The sequence below is a fragment of the Streptococcus sp. HMSC076C08 genome (genome assembly GCF_001810825.1).
Classification (GTDB): domain Bacteria; phylum Bacillota; class Bacilli; order Lactobacillales; family Streptococcaceae; genus Streptococcus.
Genome location: NZ_KV802723.1, coordinates 87,006 through 108,952 on the forward strand (window position 1 = coordinate 87,006; position 21,947 = coordinate 108,952).

22 protein-coding genes are annotated in these 21,947 nt (G+C 39.2%); 20 read left to right on the forward strand and 2 right to left on the reverse strand.

Annotated features, from left to right (window positions below; all coding sequences use genetic code 11):
* Positions 1 to 117: 117 nt before the first annotated feature.
* Both rplM and rpsI read left to right on the forward strand, forming a co-directional pair.
* Entirely contained in the window at positions 118 to 564 is a 447-nt protein-coding gene (gene rplM, locus HMPREF2766_RS03570; RefSeq protein ID WP_001044624.1) for a 50S ribosomal protein L13, read from the forward strand.
* Positions 565 to 582: 18 nt separating this feature from the next.
* Positions 583 to 975 carry a 30S ribosomal protein S9 gene (gene rpsI, locus HMPREF2766_RS03575; protein WP_000075973.1) on the forward strand — a complete coding sequence of 131 codons (393 nt, stop codon included), beginning with the start codon at positions 583 to 585 and terminating at the stop codon, positions 973 to 975.
* 207 nt (positions 976 to 1,182) lie between these two features.
* On the opposite strand, the gene HMPREF2766_RS03580 is transcribed toward rpsI, so the two are convergent.
* Together HMPREF2766_RS03580 and HMPREF2766_RS03585 are read right to left on the reverse strand one after the other, a co-directional pair.
* Entirely contained in the window at positions 1,183 to 2,061 is an 879-nt protein-coding gene (locus HMPREF2766_RS03580) for a LysR family transcriptional regulator (protein WP_070567773.1), read from the reverse strand.
* Between the two features lie 127 nt (positions 2,062 to 2,188).
* Positions 2,189 to 2,539 carry a helix-turn-helix domain-containing protein gene (locus HMPREF2766_RS03585; protein WP_004185387.1) on the reverse strand — a complete coding sequence of 117 codons (351 nt, stop codon included), beginning with the start codon at positions 2,537 to 2,539 and terminating at the stop codon, positions 2,189 to 2,191.
* Positions 2,540 to 2,909: 370 nt separating this feature from the next.
* Here HMPREF2766_RS03585 and HMPREF2766_RS03590 point away from each other — a divergent pair, with 370 nt between their 5' ends.
* From HMPREF2766_RS03590 to HMPREF2766_RS03675, 18 genes are all read left to right on the forward strand, one after another.
* Entirely contained in the window at positions 2,910 to 4,535 is a 1,626-nt protein-coding gene (locus HMPREF2766_RS03590) for a malolactic enzyme (RefSeq protein ID WP_070567775.1), read from the forward strand.
* An 80-nt stretch (positions 4,536 to 4,615) separates the two neighbouring features.
* Positions 4,616 to 5,563: an AEC family transporter gene (locus HMPREF2766_RS03595; RefSeq protein WP_070567777.1), complete on the forward strand. Its 948-nt coding sequence runs from the start codon at positions 4,616 to 4,618 to the stop codon at positions 5,561 to 5,563.
* Positions 5,564 to 6,115: 552 nt separating this feature from the next.
* The gene (locus HMPREF2766_RS03600) at positions 6,116 to 6,505 is read left to right on the forward strand and encodes a hypothetical protein (protein ID WP_070567779.1); all 390 of its coding nucleotides are present in this window, start codon (positions 6,116 to 6,118) and stop codon (positions 6,503 to 6,505) included.
* Between the two features lie 140 nt (positions 6,506 to 6,645).
* On the forward strand, positions 6,646 to 7,035 hold the full coding sequence (locus HMPREF2766_RS03605; RefSeq protein ID WP_070567780.1) for a hypothetical protein: 390 nt from the start codon (positions 6,646 to 6,648) through the stop codon (positions 7,033 to 7,035).
* 137 nt (positions 7,036 to 7,172) lie between these two features.
* Positions 7,173 to 7,595, forward strand: coding sequence for a hypothetical protein (locus HMPREF2766_RS03610; RefSeq protein WP_070567782.1), 423 nt, complete (start codon positions 7,173 to 7,175; stop codon positions 7,593 to 7,595).
* 56 nt (positions 7,596 to 7,651) lie between these two features.
* Positions 7,652 to 8,062, forward strand: coding sequence for a hypothetical protein (locus HMPREF2766_RS03615; protein WP_070567784.1), 411 nt, complete (start codon positions 7,652 to 7,654; stop codon positions 8,060 to 8,062).
* Between the two features lie 139 nt (positions 8,063 to 8,201).
* Positions 8,202 to 8,624: a DUF1433 domain-containing protein gene (locus tag HMPREF2766_RS03620; RefSeq protein WP_070567786.1), complete on the forward strand. Its 423-nt coding sequence runs from the start codon at positions 8,202 to 8,204 to the stop codon at positions 8,622 to 8,624.
* 143 nt (positions 8,625 to 8,767) lie between these two features.
* Complete coding sequence (locus HMPREF2766_RS03625) at positions 8,768 to 9,190, forward strand: hypothetical protein (RefSeq protein ID WP_070567788.1); 423 nt, start codon at positions 8,768 to 8,770, stop codon at positions 9,188 to 9,190.
* Positions 9,183 to 10,853 carry a cutinase family protein gene (locus tag HMPREF2766_RS03630; protein ID WP_070567790.1) on the forward strand — a complete coding sequence of 557 codons (1,671 nt, stop codon included), beginning with the start codon at positions 9,183 to 9,185 and terminating at the stop codon, positions 10,851 to 10,853. Before HMPREF2766_RS03625 ends, HMPREF2766_RS03630 begins: the two co-directional genes overlap by 8 nt.
* Positions 10,834 to 11,148 (forward strand): hypothetical protein, encoded by a 315-nt coding sequence (locus tag HMPREF2766_RS03635; RefSeq protein WP_070567792.1) that lies wholly within the window; start codon positions 10,834 to 10,836, stop codon positions 11,146 to 11,148. The genes HMPREF2766_RS03630 and HMPREF2766_RS03635 overlap by 20 nt, the downstream gene beginning before the upstream one ends.
* Positions 11,149 to 11,161: 13 nt before the next feature.
* The gene (locus HMPREF2766_RS03640; RefSeq protein WP_080976541.1) at positions 11,162 to 11,470 is read left to right on the forward strand and encodes a hypothetical protein; all 309 of its coding nucleotides are present in this window, start codon (positions 11,162 to 11,164) and stop codon (positions 11,468 to 11,470) included.
* A gap of 231 nt (positions 11,471 to 11,701) precedes the next feature.
* On the forward strand, positions 11,702 to 11,986 hold the full coding sequence (locus HMPREF2766_RS03645; protein WP_001173991.1) for a WXG100 family type VII secretion target: 285 nt from the start codon (positions 11,702 to 11,704) through the stop codon (positions 11,984 to 11,986).
* Positions 11,987 to 12,057: 71 nt separating this feature from the next.
* A complete protein-coding gene (esaA, locus tag HMPREF2766_RS03650) occupies positions 12,058 to 15,087 on the forward strand; it encodes a type VII secretion protein EsaA (protein ID WP_070567794.1) in 3,030 nt (1,009 codons plus the stop codon).
* Positions 15,088 to 15,098: 11 nt separating this feature from the next.
* Entirely contained in the window at positions 15,099 to 15,563 is a 465-nt protein-coding gene (gene essA / locus HMPREF2766_RS03655) for a type VII secretion protein EssA (protein WP_000720507.1), read from the forward strand.
* Positions 15,564 to 15,628: 65 nt separating this feature from the next.
* Entirely contained in the window at positions 15,629 to 15,868 is a 240-nt protein-coding gene (locus HMPREF2766_RS03660) for an EsaB/YukD family protein (protein WP_000434883.1), read from the forward strand.
* Positions 15,869 to 17,140: a type VII secretion protein EssB gene (gene essB / locus HMPREF2766_RS03665; protein ID WP_070567796.1), complete on the forward strand. Its 1,272-nt coding sequence runs from the start codon at positions 15,869 to 15,871 to the stop codon at positions 17,138 to 17,140.
* Between the two features lie 21 nt (positions 17,141 to 17,161).
* On the forward strand, positions 17,162 to 21,562 hold the full coding sequence (essC, locus tag HMPREF2766_RS03670; protein ID WP_070567798.1) for a type VII secretion protein EssC: 4,401 nt from the start codon (positions 17,162 to 17,164) through the stop codon (positions 21,560 to 21,562).
* A 13-nt stretch (positions 21,563 to 21,575) separates the two neighbouring features.
* Positions 21,576 to 21,944, forward strand: coding sequence for a DUF5082 family protein (locus tag HMPREF2766_RS03675; protein ID WP_070567800.1), 369 nt, complete (start codon positions 21,576 to 21,578; stop codon positions 21,942 to 21,944).
* The last annotated feature ends 3 nt before the right edge of the window (positions 21,945 to 21,947 follow it).

The following is a 21,947-nucleotide window of genomic DNA, read 5'->3' on the forward strand; positions in this document are numbered from 1 at the left end:
GGTATGATAGTAGACGGTATTGTTTACCCCATTTGTAAGGCCCCGGAACCTTTCAAATACCCCGCGGACCGGAACATCCGCCCTGTAAACAAAAACGATATTCATATAGGAGAAATCATGAACAAAACTACATTCATGGCTAAACCAGGCCAAGTAGAACGCAAATGGTATGTTGTTGACGCAACTGATGTACCTCTTGGACGCCTTTCAGCAGTTGTTGCTAGCGTACTTCGCGGAAAAAATAAACCAACATTCACACCACACACTGATACAGGTGACTTCGTAATCGTTATCAATGCTGAAAAAGTTAAATTGACTGGTAAAAAAGCAACTGATAAGATCTATTACACTCACTCAAACCACCCAGGTGGATTGAAACAAATCTCTGCTGGTGAACTACGTTCTAAAAATGCAGTACGTTTGATCGAAAAATCAGTTAAAGGTATGCTTCCACACAATACTCTTGGTCGCGCTCAAGGTATGAAATTGAAAGTATTCGTTGGAGCTGAGCACACTCACGCTGCACAACAACCAGAAGTTCTTGATATTTCAGGACTTATCTAAGGAAAGGAACAATAAAGTATGTCACAAGCACAATATGCAGGTACTGGACGACGTAAAAACGCTGTTGCACGCGTTCGCCTTGTTCCAGGAACTGGTAAAATCACTGTTAACAAAAAAGATGTTGAAGAGTACATCCCACACGCTGACCTTCGTCTTGTTATCAACCAACCATTCGCGGTTACTTCAACTGTAGGTTCATACGACGTTTTCGTTAACGTTGTTGGTGGTGGATATGCTGGTCAATCAGGAGCTATCCGTCATGGTATCGCTCGTGCCCTTCTTCAAGTAGACCCAGACTTCCGCGATTCATTGAAACGCGCAGGACTTCTTACACGTGACTCACGTAAAGTTGAACGTAAGAAACCAGGCTTGAAAAAGGCTCGTAAAGCATCACAATTTAGTAAACGTTAATTCGAGAGAATTACAATACATACAAAGAGCACCTTTCGGGGTGTTCTTTTTTATCGACACTTTGTAGATTTATAATTGGGAATCTCGTTGAATGGTATCAGGTAAATGAAAAGATTCGTTGATAATATCCTATTTCTTCGTGCTTTAGTCTACTACCTATAATGTAAAAAACTCTAGCTATCAGGTAGTTGATAGTTAGAGTTTTTTCTATTCATATGATTTAATGAGATTAAATAAGTCCTCTACTTCTGATGACGGTGTAGCTGATTTGAGATAAGCGTAATAAACTGTAAATGTTATATGGTCCTTCGGTATTAGAGGGATTTTTATTAAATCATCATCTTCATCAGAAAGGGCGATATCAGCCAGTAAACTAACGCCAATCCCTTTCTTTAAAAGTTCTTTAAGAATGACAATGTCATCAGTCTTAAAGAATATTTCTGCCTTGTTTTGATGCTTTTGATTAAGTAGTTCAAAAGCTTTTAGATGAACAAAGTGTTCGTCTAAGAGTATAAAGGATTGATCTACTAATTCTGCAAAAGCAAGGGAAGGAGCAGTGGCAAGAGGATGGTTCTTAGATAAAACGACATACAGTTCTTTATGAAAGAGTTCATGTGTCTCTATTGAAGGATGATTGAGTGGTTCAATCAATCCGAGTAAGCTCGCATCTAGTTCTCCCTTAAGGAGAAGATTTAATAATTCTACAGATCCACCACGAATAGGACGTACCTTTTTTAAAAAATCAAATTCAGTTTCTTTATTTAAGACAGAGAAAAGATACTGAATGATAATAGGAGGGAATCCTACAGTAGAGCAATGCGCCAAAGAGCGATTAATTTCTTTGCGAGTAGAAATGACCTCAGGTAAAATCAGTTCTGTATGCTTCAGAAGGATTTGTCCTTGAGGAGTTAGTTTGAAGGAACGATGCGAGGGATCGGGGTGAATCAATTTGCAGTTAAAAGATTCCTCTAAGCGCTTGATGGCATAAGAAATAGATGGTTGGCTGACTTTATGTTGTTTTGCTACTTCCGTATAGGATTGAAGCTGGCAGAGGTCATAAAAATATTGTAGATCTTTTAAATTCATATGGGCTCACTTTCATTAGTTGGAGAAGGAAAATAAGTGGAAATCACCAGATAAATACTTTTTATCCGTATCCTACAATTTGACTATACGAGTATTCGCTGGTTAAAATATAAGTGAGTCAGGGATATCAAAGATTATCTAAGATACTTTCAAAAATGACCAAGATCTTTTCTCGTTTATCAATAGGGAGCTGTTTAATCTTCATGTTGATTCTTTTGAGTGAAAGATTGTCAGTCTTATCAGAGGTTGATTCAAGGCTATCAAAATTGAAAAATTCCTCTGGGGTCATCTCTAGGGCGTCAATCACTTTTTCAAGACTGTGAATGGTCAGATTCACATTTTGGTTTTCGAGTTGGTTGATATACTTAAGCCCAAGTCCCGCTTGTTCCGAAAGTTCTTCCTGGCTCATTTTGTTTTGTGTTCGAAAATATTTCACTTTTTTGGAAATATATTGTTGTAAATAGTTTTTAGTTGTCATATAAATAGAATACAAGTTTTGTATGACAAAAAAACACCTTAAAAAATACGAAGTATTGTATAAAAAACTTAAATGATATTTATCTATTGTAATTTGCCTTATAAATTTATATTTTAGTATGGCTTTATTTGTCCGATGGTAAAGAGCGATTACCGAAAATCTTATGAGTATAGAAATTTATAACATAAAGAGGTTAAAGAATCACAAAATGGTGCTTTGAGTAATAATCTACAGAATAAAGAGTTTTCAATAACGCTTTACTTCTAGACTCATTATAACATATACACTTACGATTGTATTTTTTAAATAACAAAGTTCGACTGAAAATACATATTAAGTGGTATAATATTATCAAAAAGGAGGTTGCACTATGACTGCACATGATATTTTAAATAACCCTTTCCTTAATAAAGGGACTGCCTTTACCTTAGAGGAACGGAAGGAACTAGGTCTTATTGGTTTATTGCCACCTTATGTTCAAACCATTGAAGAACAAGCGGCACAAACTTATGAGCAAATGCAAACAAAAGTAAATGATTTGGAAAAACGTCTTTTCCTAATGGAAATTTTTAATACCAACCGTACTCTCTTCTATTATCTCTTTTCTCAACATTTGGAAGAATTCAATCCAATTGTATATGACCCAACCATTGCAGATACCATTGAAGGCTACAGTGACCTCTTTGTAGATCCGCAATATGCGGGGTATCTTGATATTAATCATCCTGAAAATATTGAAGCCACTTTGAAAAATGCTGCTGGTGATCGCGAGATTCGTCTCATTGTCGTAACAGATGCAGAAGGAATTCTTGGAATCGGTGACTGGGGAACAAATGGTGTCGATATTTCTGTTGGAAAATTGATGGTCTACACGGGTGCTGCTGGAATCGATCCTTCTATGGTTCTTCCTTTAGTCATTGATGCAGGGACTAACCGTGAAGAACTTCGTAACAATCCTAATTACTTAGGGAATCGTCACGAGCGGGTTCGCGGAGATCGTTACTACGACTTTATTGACCAATTTGTTCAAACAGCAGAACGTCTCTTTCCTAAACTCTACCTTCACTGGGAAGACTTCGGCCGCTTGAATGCTGCCAATATTCTTGAAAAATACCGGAAACAAATTCCAACTTTTAATGATGATATTCAAGGTACAGGAATCGTTACCTTGGGTGGTATCTTTGGTTCACTGGATATTAGTGGTGAAAAATTAACAGATCAAGTTTATCTCTGCTATGGTGGTGGTACTGCGGGTGCAGGAATTGCCGCTCGTGTTCTTCGTGAAATGGTGAGTGAAGGTCTTTCTGAAGAAGAAGCTTATAAACGTTTCTTTATGGTTGATAAACAAGGTCTTCTCTTTGATGACATGGATGACCTAACCCCTGAACAAAAACCGTTTGCTAAGAAACGTGCTGACTTTAGTAACGCAGACAAGTTGACTGACCTGCTTGAAGTAGTGAAGACTGTGAAGCCAACCATTCTTGTAGGAACTTCGACTCAGCCTAATACCTTCACGAAAGAAATAGTAGAGGCTATGTGTGAAAATACAGAGCGTCCGATGATCTTCCCTTTGTCAAATCCAACCAAACTAGCTGAAGCTAGTGCCAAAGATTTGATTGAATGGTCAGATGGAAAAGCTTTTGTCGCAACAGGAATTCCTGCTGATACGGTTTCTTATAAAGGTGTCGACTATGTGATTGGTCAAGCCAATAATGCCTTGATTTACCCAGGTCTTGGTCTAGGTATGCTGGCTTCTGAAGCAAGTCTTTTAACTGATGAAATGATTGGAGCAGCGGCTCACTCATTGAGTGGTATTGTCAATCCAGGCCAACCAGGAGCTCCTGTTTTGCCGCCGTTCAAATATGTAGCAGATGTTTCTATTAAAGTAGCAGAAGCAGTTGCTAAAAAAGCGCAAGAGCAAGGTCTTGCACGCGCTAAGGAAACAGATATGGCCAAAGCAGTTCGTGATTTGAAGTGGTATCCAGAGTATAGATAATTCATTCCTGTTGCTGTCTATCCTTCTATAGCGACAGATTTGTATGGGCTGTGGACTTAAGTAATTTAGAAAGGATACCTATGTCACTCTTTTTAACCTCGATTACAAGTATCATTCCGATTATCGCTATTATTGTTTTGGGGTATATTCTTCAGGTGAGGGGATGGTTTGGAGATGACTTTGGTCCCAATCTGTCTCGTTTGATCATGAATGTAGCCTTGCCAGCGTCAATTTTTGTGTCGGTGATGAAATACCTAACACTAGATAAACTAATCAGTCTTTCTGGAGGCCTCCTTTATACTTTTGTGGCATTTATCTTGGGCTATATCGTAGCTTATATTACAGTTATACTTTTCAAGGTCCGTTCAGGACGGCGAGGGACCATGATTAATACCTTTGTGAATGCCAATACTATTTTTATCGGTTTACCCTTAAACGTTGCTCTTTTTGGTGATCAGGCTCTTCCTTATTTCTTAATTTACTATATCACCAATACGATTTCCACCTGGACATTGGGCGTGTATTTGATGACGAGCGATAGTAAATCGGGTCAAAGCAAGAAGACAAGTAAATTTGACTGGAAGAAATTGCTACCAGCTCCGCTTGTAGGTTTTCTTGTCGCCCTACTATTTTTGCTTCTCCGAATCTCTATTCCAGATTTCGTAACGAACACCTTAACCTATGTTGGAAATATCGTCACTCCCTTATCTCTGATTTATATTGGTATCGTTCTTGCAAAGGCAGGTTTGAATACTATTACTTTTGATAAAGATACAATTGTCACTTTAGTTGGACGCTTTATCCTAGCTCCTCTGATCATGCTTCTTGTATTGAAGTTCTTTGCACCAAATATGGCGATAGTAGAATTTAAGACCTTTATGATTCAGTCCGCTACACCAGCTCTAGCCGTTCTCCCGATCCTTGCTAATCAGGGAAAAGGAGATGTGGAATTCTCCACGAATGTAGTGACTTTAAGTACGGTTCTATTTATCGTTGTTATTCCAATATTACAAACTTTATTAGGATAAGAAGGAAGAGAATAGGATTGAAAGTTATGCGTTAAGAAATTCCCCTATTTAGAATCTATTAATTCATATTTTATGAAATGAATAAGTAGATATTGTTCTTAAAATCCTTGATATTGTGCAGTTTTTAACCCAACTGAAACTCGTACTTTCCAAATCAGGCTTGAAAAAGCTCGTAAAGCGTCACAGTTTAGTAAACGTTCATTCGAAAGAATTACGATACTTACAAAGAGCACCTTTCGGGGTGTTCTTTTTTGTACTTTCTTACTAAATTGGTTCAATTGACACAGTTGTTGCGACTTTAGTCGCTTACAAATGTGGCTGCAATCTGACAAAGTCAGTTGTTTCTTTGCATTCAACTCAAATCCTTCTGGTCAGATTATTAACAAGCCTTCAATAAGAGTGATTGGTGAAATAGGCTGTTTGAGGCTTTTATGCTATACTAGTTTTAATGACAATCTTCTATTTCTAAAGCAACAATAGATCCGTAATTTGTTTTTAATTAAGGAGTTTTGGATTGTAAGAGGGAGATGATATATCTGAAGGAGCATCATTATGAAAAAACGTACCTTACTTTGGCTGATTTTAGCACTTGTAATATTTGGAGGCGGAGCATGGCTAGCACAAGAAACAAATTTATTTCTAAGCCCACGAGCTAAGCAGTTGGATTATTTTAAGGAACATGAAGAAGAAATTGTAAAATTTGTAAAGTCTAAAAATTCAAAGATTGAATCTGTTCAGATTTCTTGGGATGAAACTAAATGGGAAAAAGTTGGGAATGGGACCCCTCAAGGAGGCGGAGAAATTGTAAATGTATATGGTGGTTTTAATCATATTGAGTCCTCCTCTTGGAATGTTACTTTTGATATTGAGAATGGCAAAATTATTCCTAATTCAATGGCTTTAGCCAATTATTTACGAATGGGAGGAAGGATTTTTGACTAACAGTAATTTTAAAAAATTTGATAATTTTTACTCAAATTTAATATTCTCTTCACTCCCCACTGACTTCTAATACTTGCCAAAAGTATTTTTTTACATTCATGATATAATAAACTTAGATTCCGCTATATAGGAGGAAAGAGATGAAAAAACGTGCCTTGATTTTGCTGGTTTTGTCCATTGTAGTCTTTGGAGGCGGAGCATGGCTAGCACAAGAAACAAATTTATTTCTAAGCCCACGAGCTAAGCAGTTGGCATATCTAAAGGAGCATGAAGAGGAGATTAAGGAGTTTGTAAAATCTTTAAATCCTAAAGTCGAATCGGTTCAAATAGATTGGAAACAGACACAATGGGATAAGATAGGAAATGGTACACCTCAAGGAGGCGGGGAGATTGTTCAGGTTTATGGAGGATTTAATAATATATCAAACTCAAGCTGGAGTGTTATTATTAAGATTACAGATGGAAAAATTTTAATTAATTCTATCGGAATTGGTAGTCCGTTGCGTATTGGGGGTAAACTGCTTGACTAATAGTAATTAAAAACCTTTGATAATTTTTACTCAAATTTAATATCACTCATTCCCTATTGACTTTGAATACTTGCCAAAAGTATTTTTTTACATTCATGATATCATAAACTTAGATTCCACTATATTGGAGGAAAGAAATGAAAAAACGTACCTTACTTTGTCTAGTTTTAGCTCTTGTAGTATTTGGAGGCTGCGCATGGATGGCACAGGAAACAAATCTATTCGGAGGAATAACTCTAAGCCCACGAGCTAAGCAGTTGGCTTATTTGAAAGAACATGAAGAAGATATGGCTGATTTTGTCAAGTCTTTAAGTCCTAAAGTTGAAAGTGTCCAGTTCGATTGGGATAGTATGAAGGTTGGTCAGGTAGGAAACGGCACTCCTCAAGGTGGAGGTTATATGATGACAGTGAACGGTAGAATCAATGACAATAAGAATACTGAATTCACACTAGGGATTCCTCTAAAACGAAATTTAAATGAAGTACCTGAGGAACTGGTTATTTATGAAATGCAACCTATAAGAATTTTACGAGACGGTGGGTGGTTTTTATACGAGTAGCTAATTAAAAACGACGATTACTAGTACTCATATATAACTTGTTTAGGAGAATAGAAATGAAAAAACGTACCTTGGTTTGGCTAGTTATAGCTCTTGTAGTATTTGGTGGCGGAGCATGGATGGCGAAAGAAGCAAATTTATTTCTAAGCCCACGAGCTAAGCAGTTGGCTTATTTAAAGGAACATGAAGAGGAGATGGCGAACTTCATAAAGTCTAGAAATCCTAAAGTCGAAAGTGCCCAGTTTGATTGGGATAGTATGGAAGTTGGTCAGATAGGAAATGGAACTCCTCAAGGAGGCGGTTATATGCTAACATTTAAAGGGCGTATAAACAATATAAAGGAAAGCAGTTTTACTCTTGGATTTCCTTTGGATAATGACGGGTACTCCTTGCCTAACCTTGAGAGGATTTCTGAAATGCAACCCATAAGAATTTTACGAGATGGTGGATGGTTTATATATGAGTAATAGCAACTTAAAAAATTTTGATAATTTTTACTCAAATTTAACAGTACTCATTCCCCACTGACTTCAAATACTTGCTAAAAGTATTTTTTTTACATTCATGATATAATATACTGAGATTCCGCTATATAGGAGGAGAGAGATGAAAAAACGTACCTTGCTTTGGCTAGTTATAGCCCTTGTAGTATTTGGAGGAGGCGCATGGATGGCACAGAAAACAAATCTATTTGGAGGAATAACTCTGAGCCCACGGGCTAAGCAGATGGCTTATTTAAAGGAACATGAAGAAGAAATTGTAAAATTTGTAAAGTCTAAAAATTCAAAGATAGAATCTGTTCAGATGGATTGGAATAGTTTAACTGTTGAACAGATAGGGAATGGAACTCCTCAAGGCGGAGGTTATATGATGACAGTGAACGGTAGAATCAATAATAATAAGGATACTAAATTTACATTAGGTTTTCCACTAAAACGTAATTTAAATGAAATCCCTGAGAAACTTGTTATTATTCAAATGCAACCAATAAGAATTTTGAAAGGAAATTTATGGGATCTTTATGAGTAACAGTAATTTAAAAACCTTTGATAATTTTTATGCAGATTTAACATTATTCCTCATTGCTTATTAACTTCGAATACTTACTAAAAGTATTTTTTTTTACATTCATGATATAATATACTTAGATTCCGCTATATAGGAGGAAAGAGATGAAAAAACGTACTTTACTTTGGCTAATTTTAGCACTTGTAATTTTTGGAGGAGGAGCATGGATGGCGCAGAAAACAAATCTATTTGGAGGAATAACTCTGAGCCCACGGGCTAAGCAGTTGGCTTATCTGAAGGAGCATGAAGATGAGATGGCGAACTTTATAAAGTCTAGAAATCCTAAAGTCGAAAGTGTCCAATTTGATTGGGATAGTATGAAAGTAGAAAATATAGGAAATGGTACCCCTCAAGGTGGGGGATATATTATAACATTGGATGGAAAAATAAATAACAATGAAGATACTGAATTTACAATTGGTTTCCCTATAGAATATAATAGCAATAGTATTCCCAATATTAAGAAAATTTCTGAAATGCAACCGATAAGAGTTTTGAAAGGCAACGTATGGGAGATTTATGACTAACAGTAATTTAAAAACCTTTGATAATTTTTATGCGGATTTAGCGCAATCGGCTTATATTGGTCGTCCCAATAATTTTCCACCTAAAAATAATTCAATAGAAGCAAGAGTGTTTGACTATTCAAAAGAAATAATTTATAACGAAGAAATCACCCCCGGAGGTAAACATCTACCCCATAATGGTAGAGTCTACTTGCAGCCGGATCCTGATTTGCGAGATACTTATAAAGTCACATCGATACCAGTTCCTGATGCGAATGGGATGAGGCAGGATATTCATCACAAACGTTATCAAAAAGGACTATTAACTGATGATGAAGCTGGTTTCAGTGCCTACTACTTAACGGATACGCCTACCTTGACTAATGATACTACGAAAACTTATATGACTATCCGCGGCAGTGATGCCATCAGTAAAGAAAATTGGAACGACTGGATTGACAACGACGCTAAGTTCGCTCTCAATCATATCCATACACCGCAAGCCAAGTTAGCGACAGTAGGAATGAAAACGAAAATCGCTGAAATGCGCGAAAAATCTCCAAATGCGACGATGGACATCACAGGTCACTCCCTGGGAACCATTGTCTCCGCTCAAGGGGTAGCTGGCCTCAGCGATGAGGAACTTGAGAAAATCGGGAAAGTGGTCCTGTTCGACGGTCCAGACACAACAAAGAGTTTAAAGAAAATGGGCCTCAGCGATGAGAAAATCAAAAAGATTAGCGAAAAAATTGAGTACTATGTCAATCCTTTTGATGTCGTGGGTATGCTTAACCGCGAGCATACCATCACTAAATTACCTGGGGACTCCGATGAACCACTTAAGAAACCCGTTGGTAAAGTTAATGTCCTTGTCCCCCTTCATTATACCCAGATTACTGATCCGGAAAGTTCCCATGACTTTGGTGTTTTCCAATCGGATGGAAAGGGAAATTTATTGACTGCATCTGAGGATTTTCACCCGGAATTGCTCAGGGCAGGTGAAAAGCTAGCTCGACTGATAGCGACAACGTTGGATTCCCTCCGGGCTTTAGGAGTCGATGAAAATGTAGCAGCTAATATTTTAGATTCCATTATGAGGGGTGAGGCCCTAACAAAGGCGGCTATCGGTTATGTTGTTTATGAGAATTTTACAACTGAATATAGTAAGATCGTCGAAGAAGCTCGTCAGGAATCTATAAAGTGGGATCGAGAAGCTATTCCTCGTTATCAGGAACAACTGAGAAATGGTAATCTTACAGGAGAAAAGAGGATTTTGGTCCGAGCTCAGTTGCTTCAGACAGCAGCCCAGTTGGCAAATTTTGACATGGAAGACAAAGTTAAATCTGTGAAAACTTTACTTTCAGATGCTAAGGAAGATATTCAAAACATGATAAAAGAAACAAGACAGACAGCGTTTGACATGGTTGGATATTTGTCAAGTTCAGAAGTTACAAATCTACTTTCTGGTTTTGACACAACAAGCTTTTGGGATGAAGGCGTTGCAAGTGACACGAAGACAGCAGCAACATCCTTCCTGACACAAATTGAGCAGCTAGGGGAAAGCCTGGTTAAAGCTAGTGGTTCCTTTGAAACCATAGATACAAATAGTGCTGAAGATTTTAACAATCTATTGGCGGATGTAAAACAAACATGGAGGGAAAAAAATGTTAGTCCTAACGGATGAGGATACTTTAATTACAAGAGAGCAACTCGACAGAGGCTTCAAAGAAAGAATGAAGGAACAAGAACGCCAAGCAGTCAGGGCCTTAGTAACTGCAAAAGAACTGTCAATCCTTGCTAAAGGAGTGGAGTTAGCTAAGCAGTTGCAAGAAGCAGCTTCAGATATGCAAGAGTACGCTTCTAAGACTTATGTAAACAATATTAAGGGTGGATTTGAGGGCAAGGCCGCTGATGCTGCCGAAACTTACTTGACCCAGACCATGCAAACCCCTACTTTACAAAGTCCGATCAAGAGCTAGGAGAAAACTTGTGATGGATAAAAATCAACTTCAGAAACTAGAGGATGAGCATAATCGTAAATTACGAGACTTAGAGCGTTTGGAGATGGATTTGGATGATGATTTCCACAAGTTTAGTAGGGAGACGGATCATCTCCTAGAGGCGCTTTCCTATGCATGCAGAGACAGTAGTTTTGCTGAAATTCAACCATATATCTTTGAGATAGAGAACAATTTGGATAACTATCATCAACTTTACAAGAGTCGTATAGAGAATGTGTTGGAAGCTCGTCATCAAGAGAATAAAAACTTTCATAGAAAGTTAGAAGAAAAGAACGTTTGACAAATATACCTTATAAAAGAAGGATGATATGAGTTTGTTATAGTTTGTTATTATAAATAAAAAAAGAAGTAATTATACAAGAAAAGTAGATAATTTAATCTTTCTTACTAGTTTTTAGATGGAAATAGCTCTTATTTTTTTTATAAATAGAATAAAAAATGAATTTTAAACTTGCAATTGAGGCAAATTATTGATATAATGAGGGCATAAATTAATATAAAGGAGTTTCACATGGCTTTAATTCAATTAACAACAGAAGAATTGCGCACCTCTGCTCAAAAGTACACTCAAGGTTCTGAGGAAGTAAGACAAGTACTTCGTACATTGACTCAAGAGCAAAATACTATCCGAGACAACTGGAAAGGTGCTGCTTTTGAGAGCTTTGATCGCCAATTCACAGAATTGTCTCCAAAAATTGAGGAGTTTGCAACTTTGCTTGATGAAATCAATGCACAGTTGAACAAGGTTGCTGAAATTGTTGAACAAAACGACCAAGATCTTGCATCACAAATTTAATTTGTTATATAAGTGGCTTTAGGAGGGCGAGAGCCTTCCTATTTTTTATGACGGAGAAGATTTAAAGTAATATGAAGAAGAATAGAATTTTTAAATATATAGGAAGTAGTCTGTTGGCATTAGGGTTGCTTGCATTGATTATTTTTTTGAATCTATCTGTTCAAAAAAATACAACGATTAGCAATGAGAATAATGCAAAGGCTAATCAGCAGACAAAATTAAATGTAGCTATCGTAAATGAAGATAAGCCTGTCTACGTAGATACAAAAGAATACAATCTAGGTGCTAGTTATGTAAAAAATATCGAGCGTGATAATTCACAAAACTGGTCTGTTGTCCCTCGTGGAGCAGCTGATTCTGGGTTAGAAAGTGGGAAATACCAACTCGTTTTAACAATTCCTAGTGACTTTTCTGAAAAAATACTCGATATTAACAGCATCAATGTTGATAAGACAACCATCAATTATAAGGTGAATGCGCAAGGAAATTTGCAAGTAGAAAATGATGCAAATAAACTAGCGAAAGATATTGTTGCTGATTTGAATGGTCAGTTAGTGGACATGTATATGGCTAGTATTTTGAACAACCTTTATACAGCACAAAAGAATGTTCAAGCTAGCTCACAGATACAAGCGACCAATATCGGAAACTATCGTACGAATTTATATAATACAGCTATCAACTCTAAAAATCTTTTCCCAACTCTCTATAGTATGTCTAGTTCTTCTGTTGACGCCAACAGTGCTTTAAAGACAGGTTTGGATAGTTATTCTCAGATTTTTGGTCGTTATGACGTTTCACAGATTGCCTATGGTAAAAAGCTTGACACTCTGCTTCAGGATAGGGTCACTGAGAAGAAAAATCATGCGGATGTTATCACTGGGCTCATTTCTCAGAGTCGGGAAGACGTTCAGGAACAAATTAAAACTTATAAGAAATTAATCGAATCTCAAGGTAATCTGACTTCTAATATAGATGGAACAGCAGCATCCTCTGATGGTACGTCATCTGAAGTTGTACCTTCCTATAAAACAGTCGCAGAAAACATCAAAAAAGAGATTGATAGTTTACAGAACAATCTAACAGATGAAAGAACGAAGTTTGAAAATCATAAAAAGGATATTCATAACTTTATTGATGAGAAATTAGCCACTTACTATGGGACAAGTGAGAAGAGCAAAATCACTCTTAAGCAATTTTTGGATACAGCTGCAAACAAAGACCTAGAGAAGGCTGAAGAATCTCTCAAAGAGCAGTTGGCTTCTGCAATCTCAGAATTACCAAAAGAAAACTTTAGTGGAAAAGAATTTAGTGGTTTTGGTATGACACCGATCACAATTCCTTCTGTAAACTATACTGAATTAAAAACAATCAAAGAGCCTAGTGACGAGATCAATTCGACTGATTTGAAGAATTTGGAAGATCTGGCAATCTCGAGTACGAGTGCTGTTGGACGAACAGGAACAAAGGCTAAGGTATCATGGAAAGCTGAATCAGGAGTGACAGTTCACTCAGTCACTTATGATGGTACACCAGTTGAGTTTGGTCAAGAAATTGATTTGAAGACGGGTGGGACTTTTAAAGTAGCCTATAGTGTTGCAGAGGCAGCTCCGACTCCAACTACAGGTTCAACCGGGACTCCAAGCCCAGCTCCAAAAGCAGAGCTAAAATCAATTAATATCTCCTTGAATGATGTCCAAGCAGCTAGTGCTCCAGTAGATGTGTTACGTGTTCAGCAAGCAGCAGTGACTTATGGACAAAAGGTTCAGAAAATAGCTTCTGACTACCAAAAGGTACAAGCACTCAAACAAGCATACGATACCGTCAAAGAGTTAAAAAATAGTAATGTGTCTAAAGCATTGTCAGATATTTGGCTTGAAGCTATTAGTTCAAATCTGAAGAAATATGAAGACAGCTTAACTACACCTGCTAGCGATAAAGAAACTGATGGTGTCAAAGGGAAAGTAGATAAAGCCTTGTCAAACCTGACTACTCTCAAGCCTGTTTTAGAAAAAAATGTGCAGGATGTTTTGACTACCAACCAAGAATTGAATACAAAAATCAATGAACAGTTAGAGTTGTACAAGAAGTTGGAAAAGAAACTAGATGATTTGGTTGAGAAGCAAGGGGGGAGCAATTCTGCTTTTGAAGAGACTAATAATCAATTGGCTACCCTAAATTCGGATTATGCAGCTCTCTTGTCAGAAACTACGGGTGTGAAGGAGTCTTCTCAAAGTAATGTCAAAGCTGCAGAGTCTGTGAATGAGACTTTAGGTAATTTCAATCGTGAATTGTCAAACGCTCAAACAAGTACTGAAAAGTTGTCACAAGATGCTGACTCCTTGATGACGCAGTTTAACGAAGAATTGACTAATAATGGAAACTTTGTAGAATCCTTTGTGAAGGTTCTGAATAATGCCTATCAAAATGGGGTACCAAACGAAGTATTGTTGAACTTCTTATCCAATCCTGTTACCCAAAATGCTACTTCAGTGAAAGCGACTGTCAATGTTTACCGTCCATTTACATGGATTTTACTATTGGAGATTGTTAGCCTCTTTACAGCCTATCTGTTTGCAACTCAAAACGTTATTCGCAAAGTCAAAGATAAGTTCAAACTTGATAAGTTACATGATACAGACTTGATGACGGTAACCATCCTATCTGCTTTAAGTCTCGTTGTCGGATTGGTAGTTGGTGTTGTATCAAGTGTTCAGCTACAGGTTGGTCGTGAGTATCAACCATCTTGGGTTCTATTAATTGTTTTAGCCGCATTTGTACTGATTCAAGGACAATATCTATTGCTTAAACATTTCCGAGTGATTGGTATGGGACTCTCCTTCTTTATGATGATTAGCTTTGTTTACCTATCAAATGCTATTGGGACAACGGCAAGTCTAACTGGTTTCCCAGCATTTATCAAAAATCTCAATGCGTTATCGATATTAGAAGGTTTGCTCTCAGGATACTTTGATGGACATCCAGCAGCAATTATCGCTTTTGTTGTAACGATTGTTGTCATAGCTGTTTTACTTATTATAAATGTTTTTATCAGAGAAAGTAGTTTGTGGTTTCAAGCAAGTCAAGCTGAGAAAGAATAGAAATTAGAAATATGAAGAAAATCATTCTTTTCCTTCTTACCTTAGTAACATGTGCAGCAGTCTCTGGGGCTGCTGCAGATGATTTGAAGGATAACAGTCTGCAGATTGATGATTCCCGACTTGAAAAGAAAGAGGGATTGAAATTTGGTCTACAGTCTGAACAAATCAAGGAGCTTTTTAATGAAGCGACTCAAAAGAGGTTGCAGGACATGCAACAGCATCAAGAGGAACAGTTGATCACAGAAAGGGGCCAACTGTTTTCTGCTATACAGAGACCAGTGAAAAAATCTTCTGAAGAACAGTTGTTTCAGCCCAATGCTCAAAAAACAATTAAATTTCAAACAAATATAGGCCATGTAGAAAAAGGTGGTCTGAATGACTTTCTTCCAGAGATATTCTATGTGGTGTTGATTTTCTTGCTTTTTGGAGCAACGGCAGTAATGAGTTATCGTGTGATGGTAGAAGGGATGGACTAATTTTTTAACTAGTCTGTCTAACTAACTTAGAAAAGGATAAACCAGACATAGGAGGCGTGTAAAAGGTGGAGCAACATATCAATATTACCCTACGTTTGAGAGAAAGAGATGTGGATATTCGCATTCCACGGCGAATTGAAGTGCGCCGGCTGGTGCGAGAAGTGGATACGATTTTTAATCCAGGTATCAAGCGAAAAAAATATCAATTAAGAATTGTCAATAAAGGTTTGTTGATTGATGAAGGGAAACATCTGTCTGATTATCCTATGACGACAGGAGATTTAGTAGAAATTGAGGAGATATAGGTGGCTGAAGAAAAATTTGAATTTGGTGGACAGTTGTTTGTCTATGAAAAAAATGAAACAAACTGGGAATTAACACTCAAACGTTCAGATGTTGCGAGTCAAGATTTACGGGAACTCTTACTATTAGATTTGCATCATCCATTCTTTTTGGAGCAATCGATGGTATCTGATGAGGATAGTGTCACCTTCTCCTATCAAGTCGAAGCTCATGGACTGACTTATGAGGAAATAAAGGAACGTACCATTTCGGAAAGAATCCGTTTGGCCCTAAACGTTTTTCGTCTAGAGGGCGCTTTGGAGTTACCTGTGACTTTCCTTTTGCACCCAGTAAATCTCTTTATTACCAAGGATGCTCAGGCTAAGATTGCTTATCGTGGAATTCCTGGTCTGATGGTTCCTCAATCCATATCCTCAGAAGATTTCTTACGCCAGGCTAAATGTTTTACAGTAACACTATTTAGCGATTTGGATTTCATGGATCTTTATAATGGTTCCTTGGAATTAGAGACCTTGCCAGACTTCTTAAATGATCTATGTCAGGCAGGTGATATAGAGGCTGCAGTAGCTGTTTTGGAGAAGTACTACACGGAGAAGGCTGCGAAAGAACGGGCAGATTTGGTCTTGGTTCCAAGTAGACGCCATCGTGTCTTTAAACTGGCAACGATTTGGTTAACAGCCAGCGTTGTCTTGCTAATCGTTCCACTTATCTATCTGATTTTTGTGCAAAATCCTTTCAAAGAAAAGATGTTGCAGGCAGATACTGCCTTTATTAAAGTGGATTATAGTGGTGTTATTACAGAATTAGAGAGAATTGATCCAGCTAGCTTGCCGAATACGCAAAAGTATGAGTTGGCTTACTCTTATATTCAGGGATTGGAATTTTCTTCTGAACAAAAGAAAGTCATCTTGAACAACGTAACACTCAAGTCAGATGAGCTTTATTTGACTTACTGGATCCAGGTTGGGCGCAATCGCTTTGAAGAGGCTCTTGATATTGCGAAACGGATTAACGACAGTGACTTGATTCTCTATGCTTTGACTCAGGAAATCAAGCAGGTTCGAGAAGATGGTAACTTGTCAGGGAAAGACCGTGAAAGTAAGTTGAATACTTTGGAAAGCGAGTATAAGAAATACTGGGATAGTCGAAGTGAGCTACTAACGAGTGAATCAAGCTCCAATGCTTCTACAACTCCTAACCCTCAAGACAAGGCTTCTGAAAGCAAACCGTCATCTGAGAAGAAACCTGTTCCAAGTAGCTCCTCTAGCAATTAAAGTAGACCAAGGAGAGAAATTATGAAAAAACAAATCATTTTCTACAGCCAAGGTCTACGTTATGAAGTAGAACTGAGTGCAGATAAGACGGTCTTGATCGGGGCGACTGAAAAGGCCCAAGTCTACCTTTCTCAACAGGAAAGACCGATTCAGCTCAAGGTCGATGGTGACGAGGTCTTTTATCAGTACGACGATGAAGCAGGACTCTTGAAAGATGGTCTGCGTTTGGGTGAGGTCGTCTTTTATCTCCGAGAAGGGGAGCCAAGGGTTTATGACCTTTTGGATTTATCAGAGTTTCAGATTGGCTCTCAAAGAGGTGCATTGATCACACTAGATGGAGATGTTGAACTCTTACTCCAAAAATCCCAAAATCAATGGAAGCTAACTCGACTAAAAGGCGCATTTTATCGAAACAATCATCTGGAACAAATGGACCAGCAATTGATTGGTTTTGGAGATGAGTTGAGTCTAGGGGCGGTGACGATCAAGTTCTATCCTGATGAAGTATGGGTCCAGGGTCCTGCCCAAGTTGGGCCACAACTGACTCTGAGAGAACCATCTCGATATGGTTTTTATGAAGATTATCCAGATTATCATCGTTCTCCACGGATCATCTATCGTGGCAGCGAAGATAAAATCTTGATCAATCCCCCAGGCCAGGAACCGGTTAAACCGAGCGATGAACTGTTAAAGCTGATCGTTCCTCCTCTGATGATGGTCGGAGTAACCGTCTTAATCACCTTAATTCAACCTCGAGGGATCTATATCCTTGCGACAGTAGGGATGTCCATAACCACAATGATTTTTTCTATCCGTGGTTTTATCAAAAATCGTAAAAAGTACAAGGCTGATAAAAAGGAACGGATCGATCTCTATCGTCTTTACCTGAAAGATAAGGTCAAGGAATTGACTCGTCTGGAGCGGGAACAAAAAGAAGGGATGCACTATCATTTTCCAACTATTTTAGAGTTGACGGACTTGGTTGAGAGTTACAATCACCGGATTTACGAAAAAACTCCCTTGCACTTTGACTTTTTATACTATCGTTTAGGACTCGGGAAAATGCCGACTAGCTATGACTTGAAATATGGTCAACAAGAGCGCAGTGGCAAGAAGGATGCTCTGGAAGAAGAAGGCTACGCTCTCTATAGTCGTCACAAAAAAATTCCAGATATGCCGATTCCGGCAAATCTTAGCCATGGACCGGTTGGTTATATTGGACCTAGAAATCTCGTCCTAGAACAACTGCAGCTTTTGGTGATGCAGTTAGCTACTTTTCATTCTTATCATGATGTGCAGTTTATTACGATCTTGCCTGAAGAGGAAAAAGAACAATGGTCTTGGATGCGTTGGCTTCCTCATGCCAAACTGCAAGAACTCAATGTTCGCGGTTTTGTCTACAATCAACGAACACGGGACCAAGTTCTGAATAGTTTGAACCAAATCTTGAAACTACGCCGTAGTCAAAAGGAAGAAGCATCCCACAAAGAGAGCACCCTCTTCCATCCTCATTACGTGGTTTTAGTGACCGATGAGAAGCTGATTTTGGATCATATCATCATGGAGTTCTTTACCGAAGATCCAACGGAATTAGGCTGCTCTCTCATCTTTGTAGAGGATGTCATGAGTTCCTTGTCTGAGAACATCCAGACAGTGATCAATATCAAGGACCGTAATACAGGCCAACTGGTCATGGAAGAAGGAGTTTTGAAAGAGACGGACTTCCGTTTGGATCATTTCCCAACAGATTATGACAAGGAGCGGATCGCCCGTACCTTGGCTCCGCTCAATCACCTCCAAAATCTTAAGAGTTCGATCCCAGATTCTGTGACCTTTATGGAAATGTATGGGGCGGAGACCTTTGAGGATTTGCAAGTACCGAGCCGTTGGAAAAAGAACGCACCTTACAAGAGTTTGGCTGTGCCAATTGGTCTGCGTGGTCAGGATGACCTGGTTCAGCTCAATCTGCATGAAAAAGCCCATGGACCTCATGGATTGATCGCAGGGACGACTGGTTCAGGGAAGTCAGAAACCATCCAATCCTATATCCTATCCCTCGCTGTTAACTTCCACCCTCATGATGTGGCTTTCTTGTTGATTGACTATAAGGGTGGTGGGATGGCCAATCTCTTTAAAAACCTTCCCCATCTCTTGGGGACGATTACCAACTTGGATGGTGCCCAATCTATGCGGGCTCTGGCTTCGATCAATGCGGAGATCCATCGTCGTGAACGACTCTTTGGAGAGTTCGAAGTCAACCATATCAATCAATACCAGAAGAAATTTAAAAACGGAGAAGCGACAGAACCGCTCCCTCACCTCTTTCTCATCTCAGATGAGTTCGCAGAGCTCAAGGTCAACCAGCCAGACTTTATCAAGGAGCTGGTATCCATCGCGCGTGTCGGACGTTCCCTCGGGGTCCACTTGATCCTAGCTACTCAGAAACCATCTGGTGTGGTGGATGACCAGATCTGGTCTAACTCACGCTTCAAGATCGCCCTTAAGGTGGCAGACCGTTCGGACTCCAATGAAATGCTTCATACACCGGACGCGGCCGAGATTACCCAGACAGGACGTGCCTATCTACAGGTCGGGAATAACGAAGTCTATGAGCTCTTCCAGTCAGCCTGGTCAGGGGCAGATTACCAGCCGGACAAGGACGATATGGGGATCGAAGATCATACCATCTACCTAATCAATGAATTGGGCCAATATGAGATCTTGAATGAAGACCTATCAGGCTTAGAAGATGTGGATGAGATCAAGGAAGTTCCGACAGAGTTGGATGCGATAGTGCACCATATCCAGCTCTTGTGTGAAGAACAAGAGATTCCTCCAGTACCACAGCCATGGTTGCCACCGCTCAAAGAGCGAATCGCACTAGACGAACTGGAAGAAGTGCAACCAGCAGTAGCCTGGGCACAAGAGAAACCACTCTCAGTTCTACTTGGAATGGCAGATATCCCGCAGGCCCAGAAGCAGGAAGCTGTCTCTATCAATCTCTCCAAGGATGGTCATATCCTCCTTTACGGAAGTCCGGGTACAGGAAAGACCACCTTCCTTCAGACTGCTGGTATGGACTTGGCTCGCAAGTTCAGTCCAAAGGCCCTTACCATGTACTTGATGGACTTTGGTACCAATGGTTTGGCTCCATTGTCCAAGCTTCCACAGGTGGCAGATACCATGCTTTTGGACCAAACAGAGAAGATCTCTAAGTTTGTACGAATCATGGAGAGAGAACTTAACCGTCGTAAGAAACTCCTTGCGGACTATGGTGTTGGGACCTTGGAACTCTACCGTCAGGCCAGTGGTCAGGAAGAGCCGGCTATTGTCATCCTCTTAGATAGCTATGAGGCCTTCAAGGAAGAAGCCTATGAGGCGGAACTCTTCAAGCTCTTGGTGCGTATCTCTCGTGAAGGTCTCAGTATCGGGGTTCACCTCTTGGTGACAGCTGGTCGCCAGACCAACCTTCGTGCTCAACTCTACTCGAACTTCAAGCACCAGTTGAGCCTACCACAGAATGAGGCAGGTGAAGTGCGAGCTATCGTGGGCTCTACGCCCCTTGCCATGACCATGGAAGATATCAAGGGACGTGCTCTTATGAAGCGGGAAGAGGTGGATGTCATCCAGCTGGCACTCCCAGTTTATGGAGCCAATGACACCCAAGTCCTCAATAACCTACGTCAGGAAGTCGCTTCCCTCCAAGAAGCCTGGACCGGACAGCGCCCAAGTGCCATTCCGATGGTGCCAGAGGAGTTGACAGAGAAAGACTTCTATAGCCGAGCAAGCGTGCAGACTGCCTATGAACACGGACTTGTGCCATTAGGACTTGACTTGGAGACAGTTGAACCGGTTACTTGGAATCTGGCTAAGGGGAATCTCCTTTACTTAACAGATAAGGAAGAGCAGATGACGGCCTTGGTGAAACACATTGCCAAAGGGAAACAGAAGGTCATCGTCTTGGCACCGAAGTATCATAGTCTACCTGAAATGGAAGGTGTGACGATTATTAGTAACTCCGAAGACTATCTAAGTGCTATCGCAAGTATAGAGAAGCGAATTAATGAGCGTTTAGAGCAAAACGAAAGAGAGCACGTAGCAACAGTAGTTGTCTACAATTTAATTGAATTGGTGAGTGAATTAAACTCAGAAGCGCTTGATACATTGGCTTATGTCCTAGATAAAGGAATACGAGCTGGATATGGTTCAATTGTAATGAGTTCGCCACTAATCACCAAGCATATCGATGTGATCTCAAAAACTGCTCGTTCTTATAAGCAGGCTATTTTAGCACTTCGCTTAAGCGATCAATCAGTTCTGACAGTGATCAACAGACCTGTCCGAGAGTCACAGTTGGAAGAACAAGAACATTACTATGTGGCCGATGGGTTGGCAAGTAAAATGAAAGTATTAATGATATAGAAAAGGAGGAGAAATGGGAAAAGCAGCAATACAAGCTCAGATAGATGCTAAACGTGGAGAAATTACTAATTTGAATAGTCAAATTAGTCGATTGGAAGAATGTAAAAAAGCACTTACAGATTTTTCAACGGATATAGAATATGTACTTACGAGCAATGAACATATTGAAACGACCTATTATTTAGCAGGAACACCATATTTAAATGAAACCAATAATGAAGAGAAAATACTAAAAACAGCTAAACAAAAGCTTTCAGCAAAGAGTGATGACGTAGTGGCCAAATTGACTCAGAAAATTTCTGAATTAGAGACAGAGAAGTCGGGGATTAGCCTTAGTATTAGTTGGTTAGAAATTGAAAAAAGTCTAACAACGGAGGAGTAAAGT